16 protein-coding genes and 1 pseudogene are annotated in these 16,430 nt (G+C 48.9%); 12 read left to right on the top strand and 5 right to left on the bottom strand.

What is annotated here, in order from left to right; genetic code table 11:
* Positions 1–2: 2 nt before the first annotated feature.
* The 3 genes from KD145_RS12380 to KD145_RS12370 form a co-directional block, all read right to left on the bottom strand.
* Positions 3–1,523: a PAS domain-containing sensor histidine kinase gene (locus KD145_RS12380; RefSeq protein WP_212006189.1), complete on the bottom strand. Its 1,521-nt coding sequence runs from the start codon at positions 1,521–1,523 to the stop codon at positions 3–5.
* Positions 1,524–1,701: 178 nt separating this feature from the next.
* Positions 1,702–2,415: a pirin family protein gene (locus KD145_RS12375; RefSeq protein ID WP_212006188.1), complete on the bottom strand. Its 714-nt coding sequence runs from the start codon at positions 2,413–2,415 to the stop codon at positions 1,702–1,704.
* An 89-nt stretch (positions 2,416–2,504) separates the two neighbouring features.
* Entirely contained in the window at positions 2,505–3,458 is a 954-nt protein-coding gene (locus tag KD145_RS12370) for a hypothetical protein (RefSeq protein ID WP_212006187.1), read from the bottom strand.
* Between the two features lie 217 nt (positions 3,459–3,675).
* Here KD145_RS12370 and KD145_RS12365 point away from each other — a divergent pair, with 217 nt between their 5' ends.
* The gene (locus KD145_RS12365; RefSeq protein WP_212006186.1) at positions 3,676–5,787 is read left to right on the top strand and encodes a catalase; all 2,112 of its coding nucleotides are present in this window, start codon (positions 3,676–3,678) and stop codon (positions 5,785–5,787) included.
* Between the two features lie 34 nt (positions 5,788–5,821).
* Positions 5,822–7,363 carry a sulfatase gene (locus tag KD145_RS12360; RefSeq protein ID WP_212006185.1) on the top strand — a complete coding sequence of 514 codons (1,542 nt, stop codon included), beginning with the start codon at positions 5,822–5,824 and terminating at the stop codon, positions 7,361–7,363.
* 180 nt (positions 7,364–7,543) lie between these two features.
* Here the strand turns inward: KD145_RS12360 and KD145_RS12355 are convergent, their stop codons facing one another.
* Positions 7,544–7,969, bottom strand: a complete 426-nt coding sequence (locus KD145_RS12355) for a hypothetical protein (protein ID WP_212006184.1) — start codon at positions 7,967–7,969, stop codon at positions 7,544–7,546.
* A 103-nt stretch (positions 7,970–8,072) separates the two neighbouring features.
* On the bottom strand, positions 8,073–8,957 hold the full coding sequence (locus KD145_RS12350; protein WP_212006183.1) for an AraC family transcriptional regulator: 885 nt from the start codon (positions 8,955–8,957) through the stop codon (positions 8,073–8,075).
* Positions 8,958–9,048: 91 nt separating this feature from the next.
* On the opposite strand from KD145_RS12350, the gene KD145_RS12345 reads away from it, so the two are divergent.
* The 10 genes and pseudogenes from KD145_RS12345 to KD145_RS12305 all read left to right on the top strand — a co-directional run bounded on the left by KD145_RS12345 (position 9,049) and on the right by KD145_RS12305 (position 16,428).
* Positions 9,049–9,453: a hypothetical protein gene (locus KD145_RS12345; RefSeq protein ID WP_212006182.1), complete on the top strand. Its 405-nt coding sequence runs from the start codon at positions 9,049–9,051 to the stop codon at positions 9,451–9,453.
* 176 nt (positions 9,454–9,629) lie between these two features.
* The gene (ureA, locus tag KD145_RS32275; RefSeq protein WP_249219809.1) at positions 9,630–9,932 is read left to right on the top strand and encodes an urease subunit gamma; all 303 of its coding nucleotides are present in this window, start codon (positions 9,630–9,632) and stop codon (positions 9,930–9,932) included.
* Between the two features lie 18 nt (positions 9,933–9,950).
* A pseudogene (gene ureB / locus KD145_RS32270) lies at positions 9,951–10,250 on the top strand (urease subunit beta); the annotation flags it as partial.
* A 71-nt stretch (positions 10,251–10,321) separates the two neighbouring features.
* Positions 10,322–12,043, top strand: a complete 1,722-nt coding sequence (gene ureC, locus KD145_RS12335; RefSeq protein WP_212006181.1) for an urease subunit alpha — start codon at positions 10,322–10,324, stop codon at positions 12,041–12,043.
* A 14-nt stretch (positions 12,044–12,057) separates the two neighbouring features.
* A complete protein-coding gene (ureE, locus tag KD145_RS12330) occupies positions 12,058–12,570 on the top strand; it encodes an urease accessory protein UreE (RefSeq protein ID WP_212006180.1) in 513 nt (170 codons plus the stop codon).
* 10 nt (positions 12,571–12,580) lie between these two features.
* The gene (locus KD145_RS12325) at positions 12,581–13,270 is read left to right on the top strand and encodes an urease accessory protein UreF (RefSeq protein WP_212006179.1); all 690 of its coding nucleotides are present in this window, start codon (positions 12,581–12,583) and stop codon (positions 13,268–13,270) included.
* 25 nt (positions 13,271–13,295) lie between these two features.
* On the top strand, positions 13,296–13,934 hold the full coding sequence (gene ureG / locus KD145_RS12320; RefSeq protein WP_212006178.1) for an urease accessory protein UreG: 639 nt from the start codon (positions 13,296–13,298) through the stop codon (positions 13,932–13,934).
* A 64-nt stretch (positions 13,935–13,998) separates the two neighbouring features.
* Positions 13,999–14,823, top strand: coding sequence for an urease accessory protein UreD (locus tag KD145_RS12315; RefSeq protein ID WP_212006177.1), 825 nt, complete (start codon positions 13,999–14,001; stop codon positions 14,821–14,823).
* Positions 14,820–15,521, top strand: a complete 702-nt coding sequence (locus KD145_RS12310; protein ID WP_212006176.1) for a hypothetical protein — start codon at positions 14,820–14,822, stop codon at positions 15,519–15,521. The genes KD145_RS12315 and KD145_RS12310 overlap by 4 nt, the downstream gene beginning before the upstream one ends.
* A gap of 37 nt (positions 15,522–15,558) precedes the next feature.
* Complete coding sequence (locus tag KD145_RS12305) at positions 15,559–16,428, top strand: urea transporter (protein WP_249219807.1); 870 nt, start codon at positions 15,559–15,561, stop codon at positions 16,426–16,428.
* Positions 16,429–16,430: the final 2 nt, after the last annotated feature.

Below are 16,430 nucleotides of genomic sequence, written 5' to 3'. Positions count from 1 at the left end.
GGTCAAATTTGGGGGGTGGGAATGTAAACGATGAATTCGGTGCCTTTGTCTGGTTCACTGTTGCACGTGACTTGTCCTTTCATCAACTCTGCATATTTGGATACGATATGCAGCCCAAGCCCGGTGCCTTGTATGCTTTCCACGTTGCTGCCGCGGAAAAATCTTTCAAACAGGTGTTGCTGGTCTTCGGCTGTGATGCCAATCCCGGTGTCCCGGACCGAGAGGTTGAAATAGCCGGGTGCTGACTGGGTATGTATATAAACGATACCGTTGTCCGGTGAAAACTTCAGGGCGTTGGACACGAGATTGGTGAGGATATGTCGCAGCAAAGTTCCGTCGAGCGTGCTTTCTATAGGTCCTTCATGAGTGTATATGAGTTGTTGTTGTCCCCGTTTTAGTCCTTCCGTTTCGGTCAGGATTTTTTCAACATATTTTTTGATTTCCACCAGGGAAGGCCGTACCTGTATCTTTCCTTCTTCAATTTTTCCCAGTGATAAAAAGTCATTCAGGATATCGGTCAGCATATGTACGGCCGAAGAGATCTTTTGTATATGTGCCATTCTCTTGGGCTGGTCCTCTGTGGTGTTATACTTTTCCAACAGGTAGGTAGATGACAGTACGGTGCTGAGCGGCGTCCGGAATTCGTGTGAAGCGATTGATACGAATCTGGATTTGAGCACGTTCAGTTCTTTTTCCTTGTCCAGCGCCTGCCGGAGCTCTGACTCTGATTTACGGCGTGCGGAGATATCAAGGCCGATGGCGATATAACCGGTGATACGGTTGGCATCATCGCGTATGGCCGACACCGTTAAGGCTACCGGAAAGCGGGTACCGTCTTTGCGGATAAAAGTCCATTCGTATTCATTAGGCATGTTGAGCCTGGCGCGGACGGTGAGGGTATCGATACCCGGGTCTACCGTTTGTTGCAGCTCTTTGGAGAGCATGGCTGCACGGCGCAGCAGCTCCTGGTGGTCAAGGAACAGCAACAGGGACTCGGTGTCTGTCACTTCCCGGGCCGGATATCCCAGCATTTTTACCGCAGCCGGATTAAAGAAACGGATATGTCCCAACGGTTCTGTGACGATGAGTATGGCATCCAGGTTGGTCCAGATACTGTTGAGGAAATTGCTGACTCTCTTGTAGGCAGATTCTTTGCCCGCCATGATATGGGCTTCCAGCTTTTGTTCATTCACTCTTCTCTGCAGGGTATGAACAGCCTGTTGCTGTGCAGAAAGATCGGTCAGAAAATAAATCCTGCAGGATGGGTCATAAGTGGTGCATCCCGCATTAACGGGCAACAGGCTTCCATTTTTACAGTGCAGGAGCGCTTTTTCATGACTGCCGGAAAGTAGCCCGGTGACTGGCTTCCCCTGCAGCTCTTCGGACTGGTGACCACTCCACTGCAGTAAACATGGATTGACAGCTAGTATCATACCCGCTCCATCTGCCAGCAGGATGCCCTGGGTAGCGTGGTTAAAGATAATTTCGAAACCTGGTGTATGGACTGAATTCAGGATGGTCATGGATCAACGGTCTGTTATAAAAATAAGCATTCCCGTGTTATAAAAATAGTGCTTGTACGAAATGTGCTATTTCGATTTATCAAAATGATAAAGTAATGATGTTTTTAATAGGTAAATGATCATGCTGACATACCGGAGGAGTGGGTATGGGCTGCGTGTGCAGCAAGGCGGGGAGGGGTTATTTCTGGTTGATAGGTGTTTCCAGGATCAGAAACTCCGTTTCTTCTCCATGTTGCAGGCTGATCTCGCTGGCTTCCCATATACCAAAAGCATCGCGGGGATGTAATACCTGGTTGTTGACTTTGAGGGTACCGGAGATCAGGAAAATAAACAGGCATTTGTTGACCGGTTGCAGCGAATAGGGCACGGAGCCGGGAAGGTCGTAGTATCCGAGGGAGATACGGGTATTCTGATTGATCCAGCAGTGGCTCTGGCCTTCTTCGGAAGAAACGATGGTAGCCAGGCGGTTTTTTCTTTTGGCCCGCGGAAAGCTGCGCTGCTGGTAGCGGGGCGCGATATTCTGTAATTTGGGGGTTATCCATATCTGCAGGAAGTTCACATCACTGTCGCCGATATTGTATTCTTCATGCCTTAATCCTTCGCCGGCACTCATGATCTGTACGCCGTCGGCCTCTATTTTGGTACTGTAGCCCATAGAGTCTTTGTGATTCATCTTCCCTTTGAGCAGTATGGAAATAATTTCCATGTTCACATGAGGATGGGTGCCGAAACCTTTGCCGGGCATTACAAAGTCATCATTAAAAGCCACCAGCGTGCCAAAAGCACTGCGCAGTGGATTTTGGTAATCACTGAAACTAAAAAAGAAATTGCTTTTCAGCCATCCCATGTCTTTAACCCCTCTTTCACCGGCCGGGAAATACTCTGTTTTCATGGTTTATCGGATTAAAGTTTCTCCCGCAAATACAAAGCCACAAAGCAGCAAGATATTTTTTTCTGCTGCTTTGCGGCTTCGTGTGAAAACTAGCTGTTGAAACTATTGTATCGTTCGATAAGGTAATCATAGTTGCGGCTCAGGCTTTCTACCTGATATTCTGTCAACTTACCTTTTTCGGCACCGTCTCTCATGGTTTTTTTAGTTTCCAGGAGGATCTCATGGAAACGGTCGTAGAATAATTTGTAATAGCTGTCTTTGTGTTCTTTTTTGGCGTTGTCCATATTCAGCTGGCTGTGTTCGTCGTAAGCTTTTTCCAGGGCTGCATAAGCGGCGTCAACTTTGCCTTTGATGGCGTTGTAATCGACACCGCCAACTTCCATCAGTCCTACAAAGTCGTGGACGGATTTCAGATCGGCTTTCATAGCGAAGATGTAATCTTTCAGCGGGCTGTCTTTCAGTACGATGGCTTCGCTGGCATCAGCGATCTCATTTACTTTTTTTATCAGCACTGCTTTTTCGGCCATCAGCTCCTGGGTGCTGGTGCGGATGGAATCTATCAGCGCCAGACCTTTTACGCTTTTGTCGTCTTTGTAGTTTTCTGCTTTCAGGTAGTCCTGCAATTGTTTGTAGTAGTCCTGAATTTTAGCGAAGGCTTTGGAGGAGCTGGCAACTTTTTCCTTGAAGAATTTTTTATCCTCACTGCTCAGTTCATCTACGGGTTCATCCGCTTTTACTTGTTTGATCCCTCTGGGTCTTTCAAAATAGTTGGGCGGCATAATACCGAAGAAGGCAAATTTGTCGGAAGGATCTTTCAGTCCTTTTTCAATTTTGTCTGCATTCTGGATCACACGGGTGATATAGTCGCCTTGCTGGTTGGCTATATCAATCAGGAGATTGGTGTACTCAATGACATGGCTGGCTTTTTCGGCGGAGTTGTTTTCATAGGCTGCAGGGCCTTTGCCGCTTTTGCTGTTGTCACATGATACAGTGGCAGAAAGCATAGCCACACTGATGGCTGTGTAAAGGAACGTTTTGTTCATAATGAAATGGTGATTATATATCTGGATTAAACAAATGACCGGGGCAATTTGATTTGAACAACGCAAATATAGTTACGAATTGCGAATTATAAGTTATGAATTGTAAAAATTTTATATGTAATGAAAGGTCTTTCCTTTCATTCATAACCCGTAATTGATCGGCATAATATCTGTGACCCGGATCTGTATTGTTGTTCATCATTAAATCAGCATCACCATGGCAAGAAAAAAAGCTGAACAGCTGAATAAAAAGGCGGAGCAGCTTGCGCCGCATACCGAAGATGGAGCAGACCAGTTTCTTACCACCAACCAGGGCCTGCGGATCAATGATAATCAAAATTCACTCAAGGCGGGAGAAAGAGGACCTTCACTGCTAGAGGATTTTATCCTGAGAGAGAAAATTACCCACTTTGATCATGAACGGATACCGGAGAGGATTGTACATGCCCGTGGTGCGGGAGCATACGGATATTTTCAGGTATATGAATCCCTGTCGGATTATACGAGCGCAGGTTTCCTGACAGACCCAGCCCGGCGTACGCCGGTGTTTGTCCGCTTTTCCACGGTAGCAGGCTCCCGTGGCTCTACAGACCTGGCCCGGGATGTCAGGGGATTTGCCGTGAAGTTTTACACCGAAGAAGGCAACTACGACCTGGTAGGCAACAACATGCCGGTGTTTTTTATCCAGGACGCCATGAAATTCCCCGATTTTGTACATGCTGTAAAACCGGAGCCACACAACGAAATACCTCAGGCCGCCTCGGCACACGATACTTTCTGGGACTTCATTTCCCTGGCACCTGAGTCTATGCATATGATCATGTGGGTGATGAGCGACCGTGCGATTCCCCGCAGTTACCGTATGATGGAAGGTTTCGGGGTCCATACTTTCCGGTTGATAAATGCTGCCGGCAAGGGTTGCTTCGTGAAGTTCCACTGGAAGCCTTTGTTAGGCGTACATTCAGTAACCTGGGAAGAAGCCCAGCTGATCTCCGGGAAAGATCCCGACTTTCACCGCCGCGACCTGTGGAATGCCATTGAGAGCGGTTACTACCCCGAATATGAACTGGGTATACAGATCATACAGGAAGAAGATGAACATAATTTTCCCTTCGACCTGCTGGACCCTACCAAGATCATCCCGGAAGAGATGGTAGCGGTGAAACGTATTGGTAAAATGGTGCTGGACCGCAACCCTGACAATTTCTTCGCAGAAACGGAGCAGGTGGCTTTTCATCCCGGTCACCTCGTGCCCGGTATCGATTTTACCAACGACCCGCTGTTGCAGGGCCGGCTGTTTTCTTATCTCGATACTCAGCTGTCGAGACTCGGGAGCCCCAACTTCCACGAGATCCCCGTCAACCGGGCCATATCACCGGTACATAACAATCAGCGTGACGGACATATGCGGCAAACTATCAACCGGGGCAACACTTCCTACGAGCCCAATACACTGGGCGCCGGTTGCCCGTTCCAGGCCAGTATAGCAGACGGCGGTTTCTCTTCTTATGCAGAAAAGACAGACGCCCGCAAAGTACGGGGCCGGAGCACCAGCTTCTTCGATCATTTCAGTCAGGCTGCCCTGTTTTACCACAGCCAGTCGGAAGCTGAAAAGCGCCACCTGATCAATGCCCTGCGTTTTGAACTGGGCAAGGTAACGATCACGGATATACGGATACGGATGCTGGGCCTGTTGTCACAAGTCGACAAAGATCTGGCTGTTGCCGTAGCGGAAGGACTGGGCCTGGCCTTGCCTTCGCAGCCGGAACAACCTGTCAACCGTATCATGCCGGCAGATGGAGCGCCTCAACAATTCCAGCCACATCCCGTAGAACAATCAGTAGAAAAGTCGGAAGCCCTCAGTATGGCCAATACAGTAAAAGATACGGTGAGGTCCAGACAGGTCGCATTTCTGGTTGCCGACGGAGTGCTTTCGATGGAGATAACAGAGATGAAAGAGGCGCTGCTGAGGGCCGGTGCACAGGTAGAACTGATTGCTCCGCATCTGGGTACCGTGAAAGCATCTACCGGTAGCGGCTTTGAAGCCGACGAGAGTCTGCTGGGGGCTGCTTCCGTATTGTTTGATGCTGTTTATATTCCGGGTGGTACCGGTAGTACAGACACGCTGCAACAGCATCCGGAAGCGCTGCGGTTTGTCAGCGAAGCTTACCGGCATGGCAAGGCGATAGCCGTTTCCGGCGATGGTGCGGCAGTACTGAAAGCTGCCGGAATACCTGCCACAGAAGCACCGGGCATCCTTCTTTCCGATCCTCCGAAAGCCTTTATTGCCGCAATCGCGCAGCACCGCTTCTGGGAGAGAGAACGATAGTACATCTTTGTACGATCGTGATTATATTAGCTGCATGAAACCAATACAACTTTCACGCTGGGGTTGTATATGCCTGATCGTTTGCAGTATCAGCAGCATGGCGCAGCCCAGCCCCGTGAACGCCAAACCTAACATTATTGTCTTCCTGGTAGATGATATGGGCTGGGAAGACACTTCGGTACCTTTCTGGGAGCAGCTAACGGACAGGAATAAACGTTTCCGTACACCTAATATGGAGCGGCTGGCCAGGGAAGGTGTGAAGTTTACCAATGCCTATGCCACACCGGTGTGTACGCCTTCCAGGGTGAGTATGATCACCGGAATGAATGCAGCGCATCATGGAGTTACCAACTGGACTTCTCCCCGCAAGGATGTAAACGCCGATGCAGCCGATGTCGCGCTGGACACCGCTCCATGGAACTGGAACGGCTTCAGTCCGGTACAGGGAGTGCCGCATACCGTATATGCCACACCGTTACCCGCTCTTCTGAAAACAGCCGGATATTACACCATTCATGCAGGCAAAGCGCATTGGGGCGCAATGGGCACTCCGGGCGCCAATCCTTACAACATGGGTTTTCTGGTGAATATAGCAGGCCATGCTGCCGGTCATCCGCAGAGTTACCTGTCGGAAGAAAACTACGGCAATATGCCCGGCAAAGCCACAGCGCAGGCGGTGCCCGACCTGGAAGAGTATTATGGTAGCGGCAATTTCCTAACGGAAGCGCTTACACGGGAAGCGCTGAAAGCACTGGATGAGCCGGTGAAACGGCAGCAGCCTTTTTATCTCTACCTGGCGCATTACGCGGTACACGTGCCATTGCAGGCCGACAAAAAATATATTCAGCATTATCAGGATATGGGCCTGGACGAGGCCGAAGCCAGGTATGCTTCCCTGATTGAAGGCATGGATGCCAGCCTGGGAGAAGTGATGGACTACCTTGCTGCCAGAAAAATAGCAGACAACACCATCATTATGTTCATGAGCGATAACGGTGGTTTGAGTCTGGCACCGCCGCGCGGCGGCACACCGCATACGCAGAACCTGCCGCTGCGGGCCGGTAAAGGATCGGTATATGAAGGTGGTATCCGCGAGCCGATGCTGGTAAAATGGCCGGGCGTGACAAAGGCCGGCAGTACAGTATCGCAGTATGTAATGATAGAAGATTTTTTTCCTACCATCCTGGAGATGGCAGGCATGCAGTTGTATGATGCCGTGCAGACGGTAGACGGAAAAAGTTTTGTATCACTGTTAAAGAATCCGGGGCAAACGGATTCCCTGCGAACACTGATATGGCATTATCCTAATAAGTGGATTGCAGAGGGTGGACCTGGTATCAACTACAGAAGCGCCTTACGGCAAGGCCGCTGGAAACTGGTATACGACCAGCAACAAGGACATACAGAACTGTATGATCTGGTAGCGGATATCGGCGAAAAGCAAGACCTGTCGGCCGTTTACCCGAAAAAGACAAGTGCATTGTTATCGTTGTTGTCTGAGCAGTTGCAGCGTTGGAATGCACCGATGCCGGTGCTGAAAGCGAGTGGGAAAACTCTGCCATGGCCGGGAAAGTAAGTGCTAACCTGGAGGAAAGCACACTGTCTTTTTTAGCAGATGGAGCTGTACCTTTGTGACTTGTTACTAACAGTGTAACAGTTGTAGGTTATATAGTGGCTGGAATAATCTTATCCGAGTCTCAATAGAAGAGGCTATCTCCAAAAACACGGGATAGCCTCTTTTATTTATGTCAGCAGTTTATTGGTCACCTGCATCAGCGGCTTCTTTGCCTTTTTTTGACTGATGTGCGGCATTCAAGTTTTTGAGTTGTGTTTGTTGATCCGGTGTAAGAATGGTCTGGAACTGTTGTTTGCGGTAGGCAGATATTTCCTTGCCACCCTGACCACCTTTTTGTCCGTTTGCACGCAGTGCGTCTTTGCGGCGGATACATTCCGTATTCACAGCCAGCACTTTTTTATACTGATCATCGGTGAGATGCAGTTTGGTTTTTAATTCATCTGAGTAAGCTTTTGCACGTTCTTCCGGTGCAGGTAGTGTTTTCTGGACATTTGCTTTTTGGGTAGCAGGCGCCTGTTGCTTGGCTGGAGGAGTAGTGGTTGCATTTTGTGCAAAAGCCGGAGATACGGCCAGCATAATGGCGAAAGCTGCGATTAACTTTTTCATGTGTTTTAATGTTTTGTATGCCTGAGAATTCAATTACCTTGCCAGCGTAAAAAAATAAGGTCGGAAGGAGCTTAAAATTTCATTAAAACAAAAAACACAGCAGTTAGTTCACTTTTATTTTTTTCCGGTAGGCAGAAGGAGAGAGGCCTGTCACCTGTTTGAAGAGACGGGTGAAATAGGAGGCTGACTGATAATTGAGTTCTGCTGCAATGCCGGCAATGTCTCTTGCCGGGTCTCTCAACAGGATCTGACTGTGGAGGATACTGATTTCATTGATCCATTGTTTGGGTGGTTTGCCCGTAGCTTCCTTCACACATTTATTAAGATAGTTTTCGGAGATGTTGAGTTGCCGTGCGTAGTATTCCACTGTTTTTTCACGGAGATGATGACGTTGTACCTTTTCCCTGAAAAGCAGGGATATCTCCAGGCTTCGGTTGAGCGGCACCGGATGCTGGTTTTCCTGCAACAGTATTTTATTCAGCAGTGCCCTGAAAAGTGGTATACATATTTCCATAGAGCCATTGATCATGCTCAGTTCTTCTTCCAGCAGCGCACTGAGATGGGCCAGCCATTTAACCGCTTTGGCAGGAAGGGACACAAAGGGTGCGGTGAAGAAAAAATTCAGCAGACTGTTATTGAGTGACAGCCCGTTGACGATTTCATTTTCATAGACGATGAAGAAGCCGGTAGCATCGGGTGATATTTCCAATGTAGCGGTGATGCTGCCCTGTTTGATCAGCAGTACGGAATTGGCTTCCAGTTTAATGGGAGATATTTCCAGCTGTTGCACAATGGTGCCTTTGGTGACAAACAGGAGAAAGTTGAAGGAGGTGCGGTAGGGTGGCACTGGTATCACAATGTTGCGCAGGTAGTTTTCGATGCGGTATACCTGTAGTTTGGCATCGTTGAACAGCACCTGCCTGGATACGCCGGGAAGGAAAGACTTTTTATATTCGAAATTGGTAAATAGTTTAACCGATGATTTCATATACATCACTAAAGGTAGCGTGATTTGTGAAAAGAAATGCGTGATTTGTGCTATTCCGGGTTTGTTTTAACATCTACCTTGCACGCTGTAAATGAAAGCCATCGTTCGGTACATATTATTCCTTTTTTTCCTCATCGGATTTACTTTCACCGGTCACAACAAAACACCGTTATTGCCGGGAAGAGCCAGCCAGCCGTCTTTTGAGGCAGGGAAAGGTTGTTCGGATACCTTGCTGTCCACAAAGGATCTACTGGATTTCCCGCAGTTGTTTTCTTTTATCAATGATGAAAATACCGACGACGAAAACGATACTTTTCATTCTTCACAGTTTCAGCGTTTTACCACTCTTTTTGCAGCCTATTATCAGGCATTGTTTCTCACTACAGAAAAAAACATACTGGCAGGCAACCGGTTCAACCATCCGGATACTGCTGTGAAACGGGTCCCGCGTTTCATTCTGTTTCACACCCTTATTATTCCTTCGCACAACGCGTAAGCAGTCGTGTTTTTCTTTTAACGATTGATGTAATAATGCCGGTTTATGCCGGTGTATAGGCTTCTGATGCTTATATATGTTATTAATTAATATGTGAAGAAGAATTCGACTTTTTGCGCGCTCAACTGTTTTTTTAGGTAAAAGTTCTTGTTTTTATACATATTAAAATTTGTTATATGCATTTAACTCCGCGAGAAACGGAAAAGCTGTTGTTGCACCTGGCTGGTGAGCTGGCAGCCAAACGCAAAGCACGTGGCCTCAAACTCAACTATCCAGAAGCGATCGCCTTCATCAGCAGCGAACTGCTGGAAGGCGCCAGGGACGGCAAATCGGTGGCAGAACTGATGCACCACGGTGCCACTATCCTTACCCGGGAAGATGTAATGGAAGGAATACCCGAGATGATCCATGACGTACAGATCGAAGCCACCTTCCCGGATGGAACCAAACTGGTCACTGTCCACAACCCTATCCGTTAACATGTAAAACGATCCACCATGATTCCAGGAGAGTATTTTTTAGCAGCAGGAGACATCACCCTCAATGAAGGCCGCAACACCGTGACCATCAAGGCTGTCAACACCGGAGACCGCCCCGTACAGATAGGGTCACACTACCATTTCTTTGAAGTAAACCGCCTCATGAGCTTCGACAGAGCCAAAGCATTTGGCAAACGCCTTAACATCCCCGCCGGCACAGCCGTACGTTTTGAGCCGGGAGAAGAAAAGGAAATCACCCTGGTAGAACTCGGCGGCGCCCGCCGCGCATTCGGGCTCAACAACCTCGTAGATGGCGACACTTCCCTCGACGCCAGCAGGGAGAGAGCCATGACCAGACTCGCTTCTTCCACCTTTAAAAACCAGCAATCATGAGCCTGAAAATAGACAGAGAGAGATACGTCAATATGTACGGCCCTACCGTAGGTGACAAAGTACGTTTAGGCGACACCGATATTATCGTAGAGATAGAAAAGGATTTTAACCGTTATGGTGATGAGAGCAAATTCGGCGGCGGCAAAACCGTACGCGACGGCATGGCCCAGTCCAGCACCGCTACCCGCGACCAGGGTGTGCTCGACCTGGTCATCACCAACGTGATCCTCATCGACCACTGGGGCATCGTAAAAGGTGACCTGGGCATCAAAGACGGCAAAATCGTAGGATTCGGCCGCGCCGGTAACCCCGATACTATGGACGATGTAGAACGTAACATGGTGATCGGTGCCTCCACCGAAGTACATGGTGGCAACGGCCTCATCGCCACCGCCGGCGGTATAGACACCCATATCCACTACATCAGCCCGCAACAGATAGAAACAGCCCTCTTCAGCGGCGTTACCACCATGATCGGCGGCGGTACCGGTCCGGCTGATGGAACCAACGCTACCACCGTCACTCCCGGTAAATGGTTTATCGAAAAGATGCTGCAGGCAGCAGATGATTTCCCGATGAACCTCGGCTTCTTCGGCAAAGGCAATTGCTCTACCGAAGCTCCTATCGCAGAACAGGTGGAAGCCGGTGCCCTGGGCGTAAAAATACACGAAGACTGGGGCGCTACCCCTGCCGTTATCGATGCAGCCCTTAAAGTGGCCGATAAATACGACGTACAGGTAGCCATCCATACTGATACACTCAATGAAGCCGGTTTCCTGGAAGACACCATCAACGCTATCAACGGCAGGGTAATCCATACCTTCCATACGGAAGGCGCCGGTGGCGGCCACGCTCCCGACATCATCAAAGCAGCCATGTATCCCAATGTACTGCCTGCTTCCACTAACCCAACCAGGCCGTATACTGTCAATACCATCGATGAACACCTGGACATGCTGATGGTATGCCATCACCTGAGCAAAAGCATCCCGGAAGACGTGGCCTTCGCGGATTCCCGCATCCGCCCGGAAACCATTGCTGCAGAAGATATCCTGCACGATATGGGTGTGTTCAGCATCATGAGCTCCGACTCTCAGGCCATGGGACGTGTAGGCGAGGTCGTTACCCGCACCTGGCAAACCGCCGACAAGATGAAAAAACAACGTGGCTACCTGGAAGAAGACAGCAACAAACAAAGCGATAACTTCCGCGCCAAACGTTACGTAGCCAAATATACCATCAACCCGGCCATCGCACATGGCATCGCACATTATGTAGGTTCCGTTGAACCCGGCAAAATGGCTGATGTTGTGCTGTGGAAACCTGCGCTGTTCGGAGCCAAACCGGAAATGATCATCAAAGGTGGTATGATCATCGCCAGCAAAATGGGTGATCCCAATGCCTCTATTCCTACACCACAACCTATCATCATGCGCACCATGTTTGGCGCTCATGCCCGGGCCATGCATAAAACCTGCGCCACCTTCGTATCAAAGGTTTCGCTGGAAAAAGGCATCGTGGCGGAATATGGTCTGCAGAAAATGATCCTCCCCGTTTCAGGCTGCCGTAACATCTCCAAAAAAGATCTCATACACAACGACAAAACACCGGAGATCACCGTGAATCCCGAAAACTACGAAGTACGGGTAGACGGACAGCACATCACCTGTGAACCGGTAGCAACGGTGCCACTGGCACAACGTTACTTCCTGTTTTAAAAAAGAAACAGACAATGATTATCGATAAAATCATCGGCAATATTGACACCCTGCCTGTTGGCGGTCGCACCATCGATCCGCTGATGCTGGAATGGTTTGAAACAACCAAACGTATTCAGCGCAAACATACACAACAGGGCATGGAAATAGCCGTCCGCTTTCTGAAAGAAGGACAACGGCTCCATATCGGGGATATCCTGTATATGGACAATGAAAAAGCGGTGGTAGTAGATATTATCCCCAGCGATGCGATCGTGGTAACACCACGGTCGCTGCTGGAGATGGGAAGTGTATGTTATGAGATCGGCAACAAACACCTGCCCGTGTTTATACAAAACGACCAGGTGCTGCTGCCTTTTGAAGAACCCATCTTCCGCTGGCTGCAGGCGGCCGGCTATCAAACCGTGAAAGAGCATACCAAACTCACCAACCTGTTGAATGCAAACGTACAGCCGCATTCACATGGTAGTGGCGGTGGCAGTTCCCTCTTTTCAAAAATTATGAACATTGCTGCTAAAGAACGATAAAGAACAGATCATGACATCAAATTTTTTGGGAAGTCTCCTGCATCTCAGTGATCCTACTTTGCCGATAGGTGGCTACTCCCATTCCAACGGCCTTGAAACCTATGTGCAACAGGGGATGGTGAACAATACAGCCACTGCGGAAGAATTTGTCCGGCATATGCTGGCGAACAATCTGCACTACAATGATGCGGCTTTTGTATGCCTGGCTTACCAGGCCGCAGCCGCAGACGACCTTGGCGCTTTGCTGGCACTGGACGAAGAAGTGGCGGCCCTCAAAATACCGAGGGAAATCAGGCAGGCCAGCCTCAAACTGGGCATCCGGCTGATGAAGATCTTCACACGTCATGAGCCTTATACGCTGGCGAAAAAATTTGAGGCGGCCACCACTGCGAAAAACGCAGAAGGTCACTACTGCATCGCCTTCGGTATGTATGCCTGCCTGATGGGCATTCCGCTGCAGGAAGCGCTGTACGCGTTTTATTATAACGCTGCGGTAGGGATGGTCACCAATGCCGTGAAACTAGTGCCACTAAGCCAGCTCGACGGACAAGATATCCTGTTCCGTACACAACGGCTTATACAAAGCCTTATTCCCACTACTATAGCACTGGACCGTGAACTGGTGGGTGTATGCAACATCGGTTTTGATATCCGTTGCATGCAGCATGAACTGTTGTATTCCAGGCTATACATGTCATAGTTATTTTTAAAAAACTGATTTTACCATGAGCGAAAGAAAATATGTAAAGATTGGTGTAGCCGGCCCTGTGGGCTCCGGCAAAACCGCCCTGATAGAAAGATTGTCCCGTGCCCTGATGAACACCTACAGCATGGGAGTGATCACCAATGATATCTACACTAAAGAAGATGCAGAGTTTTTAACCAAAAACAGTCTGTTACCCAAAGAAAGGATCATCGGTGTGGAAACAGGTGGTTGCCCGCATACCGCCATCCGTGAAGATGCCAGTATGAACCTGGAAGCCGTGGATGAAATGGTGGCCCGTTTTCCGGAAGTGGAACTGATCCTCATCGAAAGCGGTGGTGATAACCTGTCTGCTACTTTCAGTCCGGACCTGGCGGATGTGACCATCTTCGTGATTGATGTGGCGGAAGGTGATAAGATCCCCCGTAAAGGCGGTCCTGGTATTACCCGCTCCGACCTGCTGGTGATCAATAAAATAGATCTTGCTCCTTATGTGCATGCAGACCTGGGCGTGATGGAAAGAGATGCCCGCAAAATGCGTCTGGGCAAGCCATTCGTGTTTACCAACCTGATGTCACTGGAAGGTCTTGACACCGTGATCGGATGGATTAAAAAATATGCTTTGCTGGAAGAAGCAACAGAGCCTGCACTGGTAAGATAGTACGTCAATTGTAAATCAAATATAGCCCAGGGCTTTAGCCTGGGATCAAAAAAGGCTGGTAAGGATGATCAACAAACTAACGTTAACAAGTGGGTATAAAAACGGACGTTCATGGCTCAAAGACACCTTTTATACAAGGCCGTTTAAAGTAGCCAACGTTGGTATATACAAACAGGACCCTGCCTTATACCTGATGCTCATGAGTTCTTCACCCGGCATACTGGACGGAGATCATTATGAAATTGATATACGGCTGGAAAAAAACAGTCATCTGCAACTGCAGTCACAATCCTATCAGCGCCTGTTCAATATGAAGAGCGGTGCACTTCAGCAGCAGCGCATTACCATGGAAGAACACAGCGTTTTCAGTTATGTTCAGCATCCGGTAGTGCCGCATGAAAATGCCATCTTCAAAACACATACAGTGGTGCAGATGGCAGACAACTGCCATCTGACGCTGGGAGAGATCATCACCTGTGGCCGTAAACACTCCGGTGAAGTATTCCGTTTTTCGAAGTTTCACAGCATCACGGAAATATTTCACCGGCAGAAACTGATCGTAAAAGATAACCTGCTGTTGCAGCCACAGCTGTTGCCTATGCAGGCTGTCGGACAAATGGAAGGTTATACACATCAGGCCACTTTGTTGCATGTGAATACCGGCGTATATGATATGGAAGCACTGCCGGCAAAACTCCGGCTGTTGCTGGAACACGAACAGGACATGGCTTTTGGGGTGTCTCTTTCCGGCGCTAAGTGTGTGGTGGTGAGAATACTGGGCAATGGCGGAGAGCAGCTGTATGACTGTCTGCGCAGGGTACAGCGCTATCTATGGGAAGAAGCCGGCAAAGCAGTTGCAGCGGAACAATTAAAAACAGTGATGGCATGAACATAGGATTAACAACATTGGCATTGTCGGCTGTAACCATCAGCTGTCTGCATACGGCCACCGGCCCGGATCATTATCTGCCCTTCATTGTGTTGTCCCGTTCCAAAAAATGGACGATGACCAAAACGGTGTTCTGGACGGTGTTGTGCGGCCTGGGCCATATCCTCAGCTCGGTGCTGATAGGCTTGCTGGGCGTATTGCTGGGCTGGCAGTTGTCCAGGCTTACCTGGTTCCAGGATATGAGAGGTAATATGTCGGGCTGGTGCCTGCTGGGCTTTGGGTTGGTATATCTCTTGTGGGGATTACGGCAGGCTTATCTCAACAAGCCTCATAAACATTTTGATGTGTACGAAGGCGGCGACATATACGTGTATGAACACCGGCATGGTGAAGTAGTGTATCCGCAGGACAGGGTGAAAGTAACACCCTGGATATTGTTTGCCATTTTTGTGATGGGCCCCAGCGAGCCATTGGTGCCGCTATTGTTTTACTCCGGCGCTCACCGTTCCGTACTGGAAGTGGTGGTCCTTATCAGCGCTTTCACCATCACAACTGTATTGACCATGCTGGCCATGGTACTGATTGGTTGTTATGGTTACTCATTTCTGAAGACAGACAGACTGGAAAGATATGTACATGCCATCGGAGGCGCTGTAGTCACGATGTGTGGGATTGGTATGGTGTTTCTCGGGTGGTAAAAACATGATTTAATCATCTTCATTTAAATAACAAAAAGTGATACAAAGGAAATCATCGTATCTCCCCTTCCTGAGGGGAGTGGGGCAGATCATGCTCCAAAACAACGCCTGGACTGGCGTCCTTTTTCTAGCAGGGATCTTCTATGATTCCATCATTATGGGTGCCGCCGCGTTGCTGGCGGTGATTACCGGCACACTCACGGCCAGGTTGCTGAAGTATGATGAGGCAGACATAGATGCCGGGTTGTACGGTTTCAGTCCTACACTGGTAGGTGTCGCACTGACATTTTATTTTAACCCGGTGCCGGTGGTCTGGATTGCCGTAGTGGTGGGTTCTGTGGCTGCCGCGATGTTACAGCACTTTTTTATTAAAAGAAAGCTGCCCGGATTTACGTTTCCGTTTATCCTGGTAACCTGGATACTGCTATACTTATTTCATCATGTGTTTGCGCCGGGAGCCGCGGTGGATGTGGTAGGCAGCATGCCCGTGAAAGATGATTTTACACTGGCCACCCATGGATTTGGGGAAGTGATTTTCCAGGGCAGTGTGATTGCCGGTATTATCTTTTTTATTGCCGTGTTTGTCAATTCACCGATAGCTGCCCTCTACGGCGTATGTGCGTCACTGTTAGGGGCCTTCATTTCACTGGAATGTTCAGAACCAGCTCCGGACATACACATGGGCCTCTTCAGCTTTAATGCTGTATTGTGCGCCATCGCCTTTTCCGGCAACAAACCCCGTGATGGTATATGGGTGCTTTTCTCTGTTGTGTTGTCTGTATTCATTGATGTATGGATGCTGCAGATGCATATGGCCGTTTTAACTTTTCCTTTTGTAGCAGCCTCCTGGATTACCTTGATTGTGCAGTATTTGCTGCAAAAGGCCGGATTGAAGATTAAAGAATAACA

This window comes from Chitinophaga sp. HK235 (assembly GCF_018255755.1).
In the GTDB taxonomy this organism is placed as follows: Bacteria; Bacteroidota; Bacteroidia; order Chitinophagales; family Chitinophagaceae; genus Chitinophaga.
The sequence above is the reverse complement of the archived record's forward strand: the minus strand, read 5'-3'. Positions and strand labels throughout refer to the sequence as shown.

Coding starts and splice junctions, on each gene's coding strand:
- KD145_RS12355 (WP_212006184.1), bottom strand. CDS start 7,969: ATGAAAAAGTTAATCGCAGCTTTCGCCATTATGCTGGCCGTATCTCCG.
- ureE (WP_212006180.1), top strand. CDS start 12,058: ATGATTATCGATAAAATCATCGGCAATATTGACACCCTGCCTGTTGGC.
- KD145_RS12365 (WP_212006186.1), top strand. CDS start 3,676: ATGGCAAGAAAAAAAGCTGAACAGCTGAATAAAAAGGCGGAGCAGCTT.
- KD145_RS12375 (WP_212006188.1), bottom strand. CDS start 2,415: ATGAAAACAGAGTATTTCCCGGCCGGTGAAAGAGGGGTTAAAGACATG.
- KD145_RS12310 (WP_212006176.1), top strand. CDS start 14,820: ATGAACATAGGATTAACAACATTGGCATTGTCGGCTGTAACCATCAGC.
- KD145_RS12370 (WP_212006187.1), bottom strand. CDS start 3,458: ATGAACAAAACGTTCCTTTACACAGCCATCAGTGTGGCTATGCTTTCT.
- KD145_RS12345 (WP_212006182.1), top strand. CDS start 9,049: ATGAAAGCCATCGTTCGGTACATATTATTCCTTTTTTTCCTCATCGGA.
- KD145_RS12380 (WP_212006189.1), bottom strand. CDS start 1,523: ATGACCATCCTGAATTCAGTCCATACACCAGGTTTCGAAATTATCTTT.
- KD145_RS12325 (WP_212006179.1), top strand. CDS start 12,581: ATGACATCAAATTTTTTGGGAAGTCTCCTGCATCTCAGTGATCCTACT.
- ureA (WP_249219809.1), top strand. CDS start 9,630: ATGCATTTAACTCCGCGAGAAACGGAAAAGCTGTTGTTGCACCTGGCT.
- KD145_RS12350 (WP_212006183.1), bottom strand. CDS start 8,957: ATGAAATCATCGGTTAAACTATTTACCAATTTCGAATATAAAAAGTCT.
- ureG (WP_212006178.1), top strand. CDS start 13,296: ATGAGCGAAAGAAAATATGTAAAGATTGGTGTAGCCGGCCCTGTGGGC.
- KD145_RS12360 (WP_212006185.1), top strand. CDS start 5,822: ATGAAACCAATACAACTTTCACGCTGGGGTTGTATATGCCTGATCGTT.
- ureC (WP_212006181.1), top strand. CDS start 10,322: ATGAGCCTGAAAATAGACAGAGAGAGATACGTCAATATGTACGGCCCT.
- KD145_RS12315 (WP_212006177.1), top strand. CDS start 13,999: ATGATCAACAAACTAACGTTAACAAGTGGGTATAAAAACGGACGTTCA.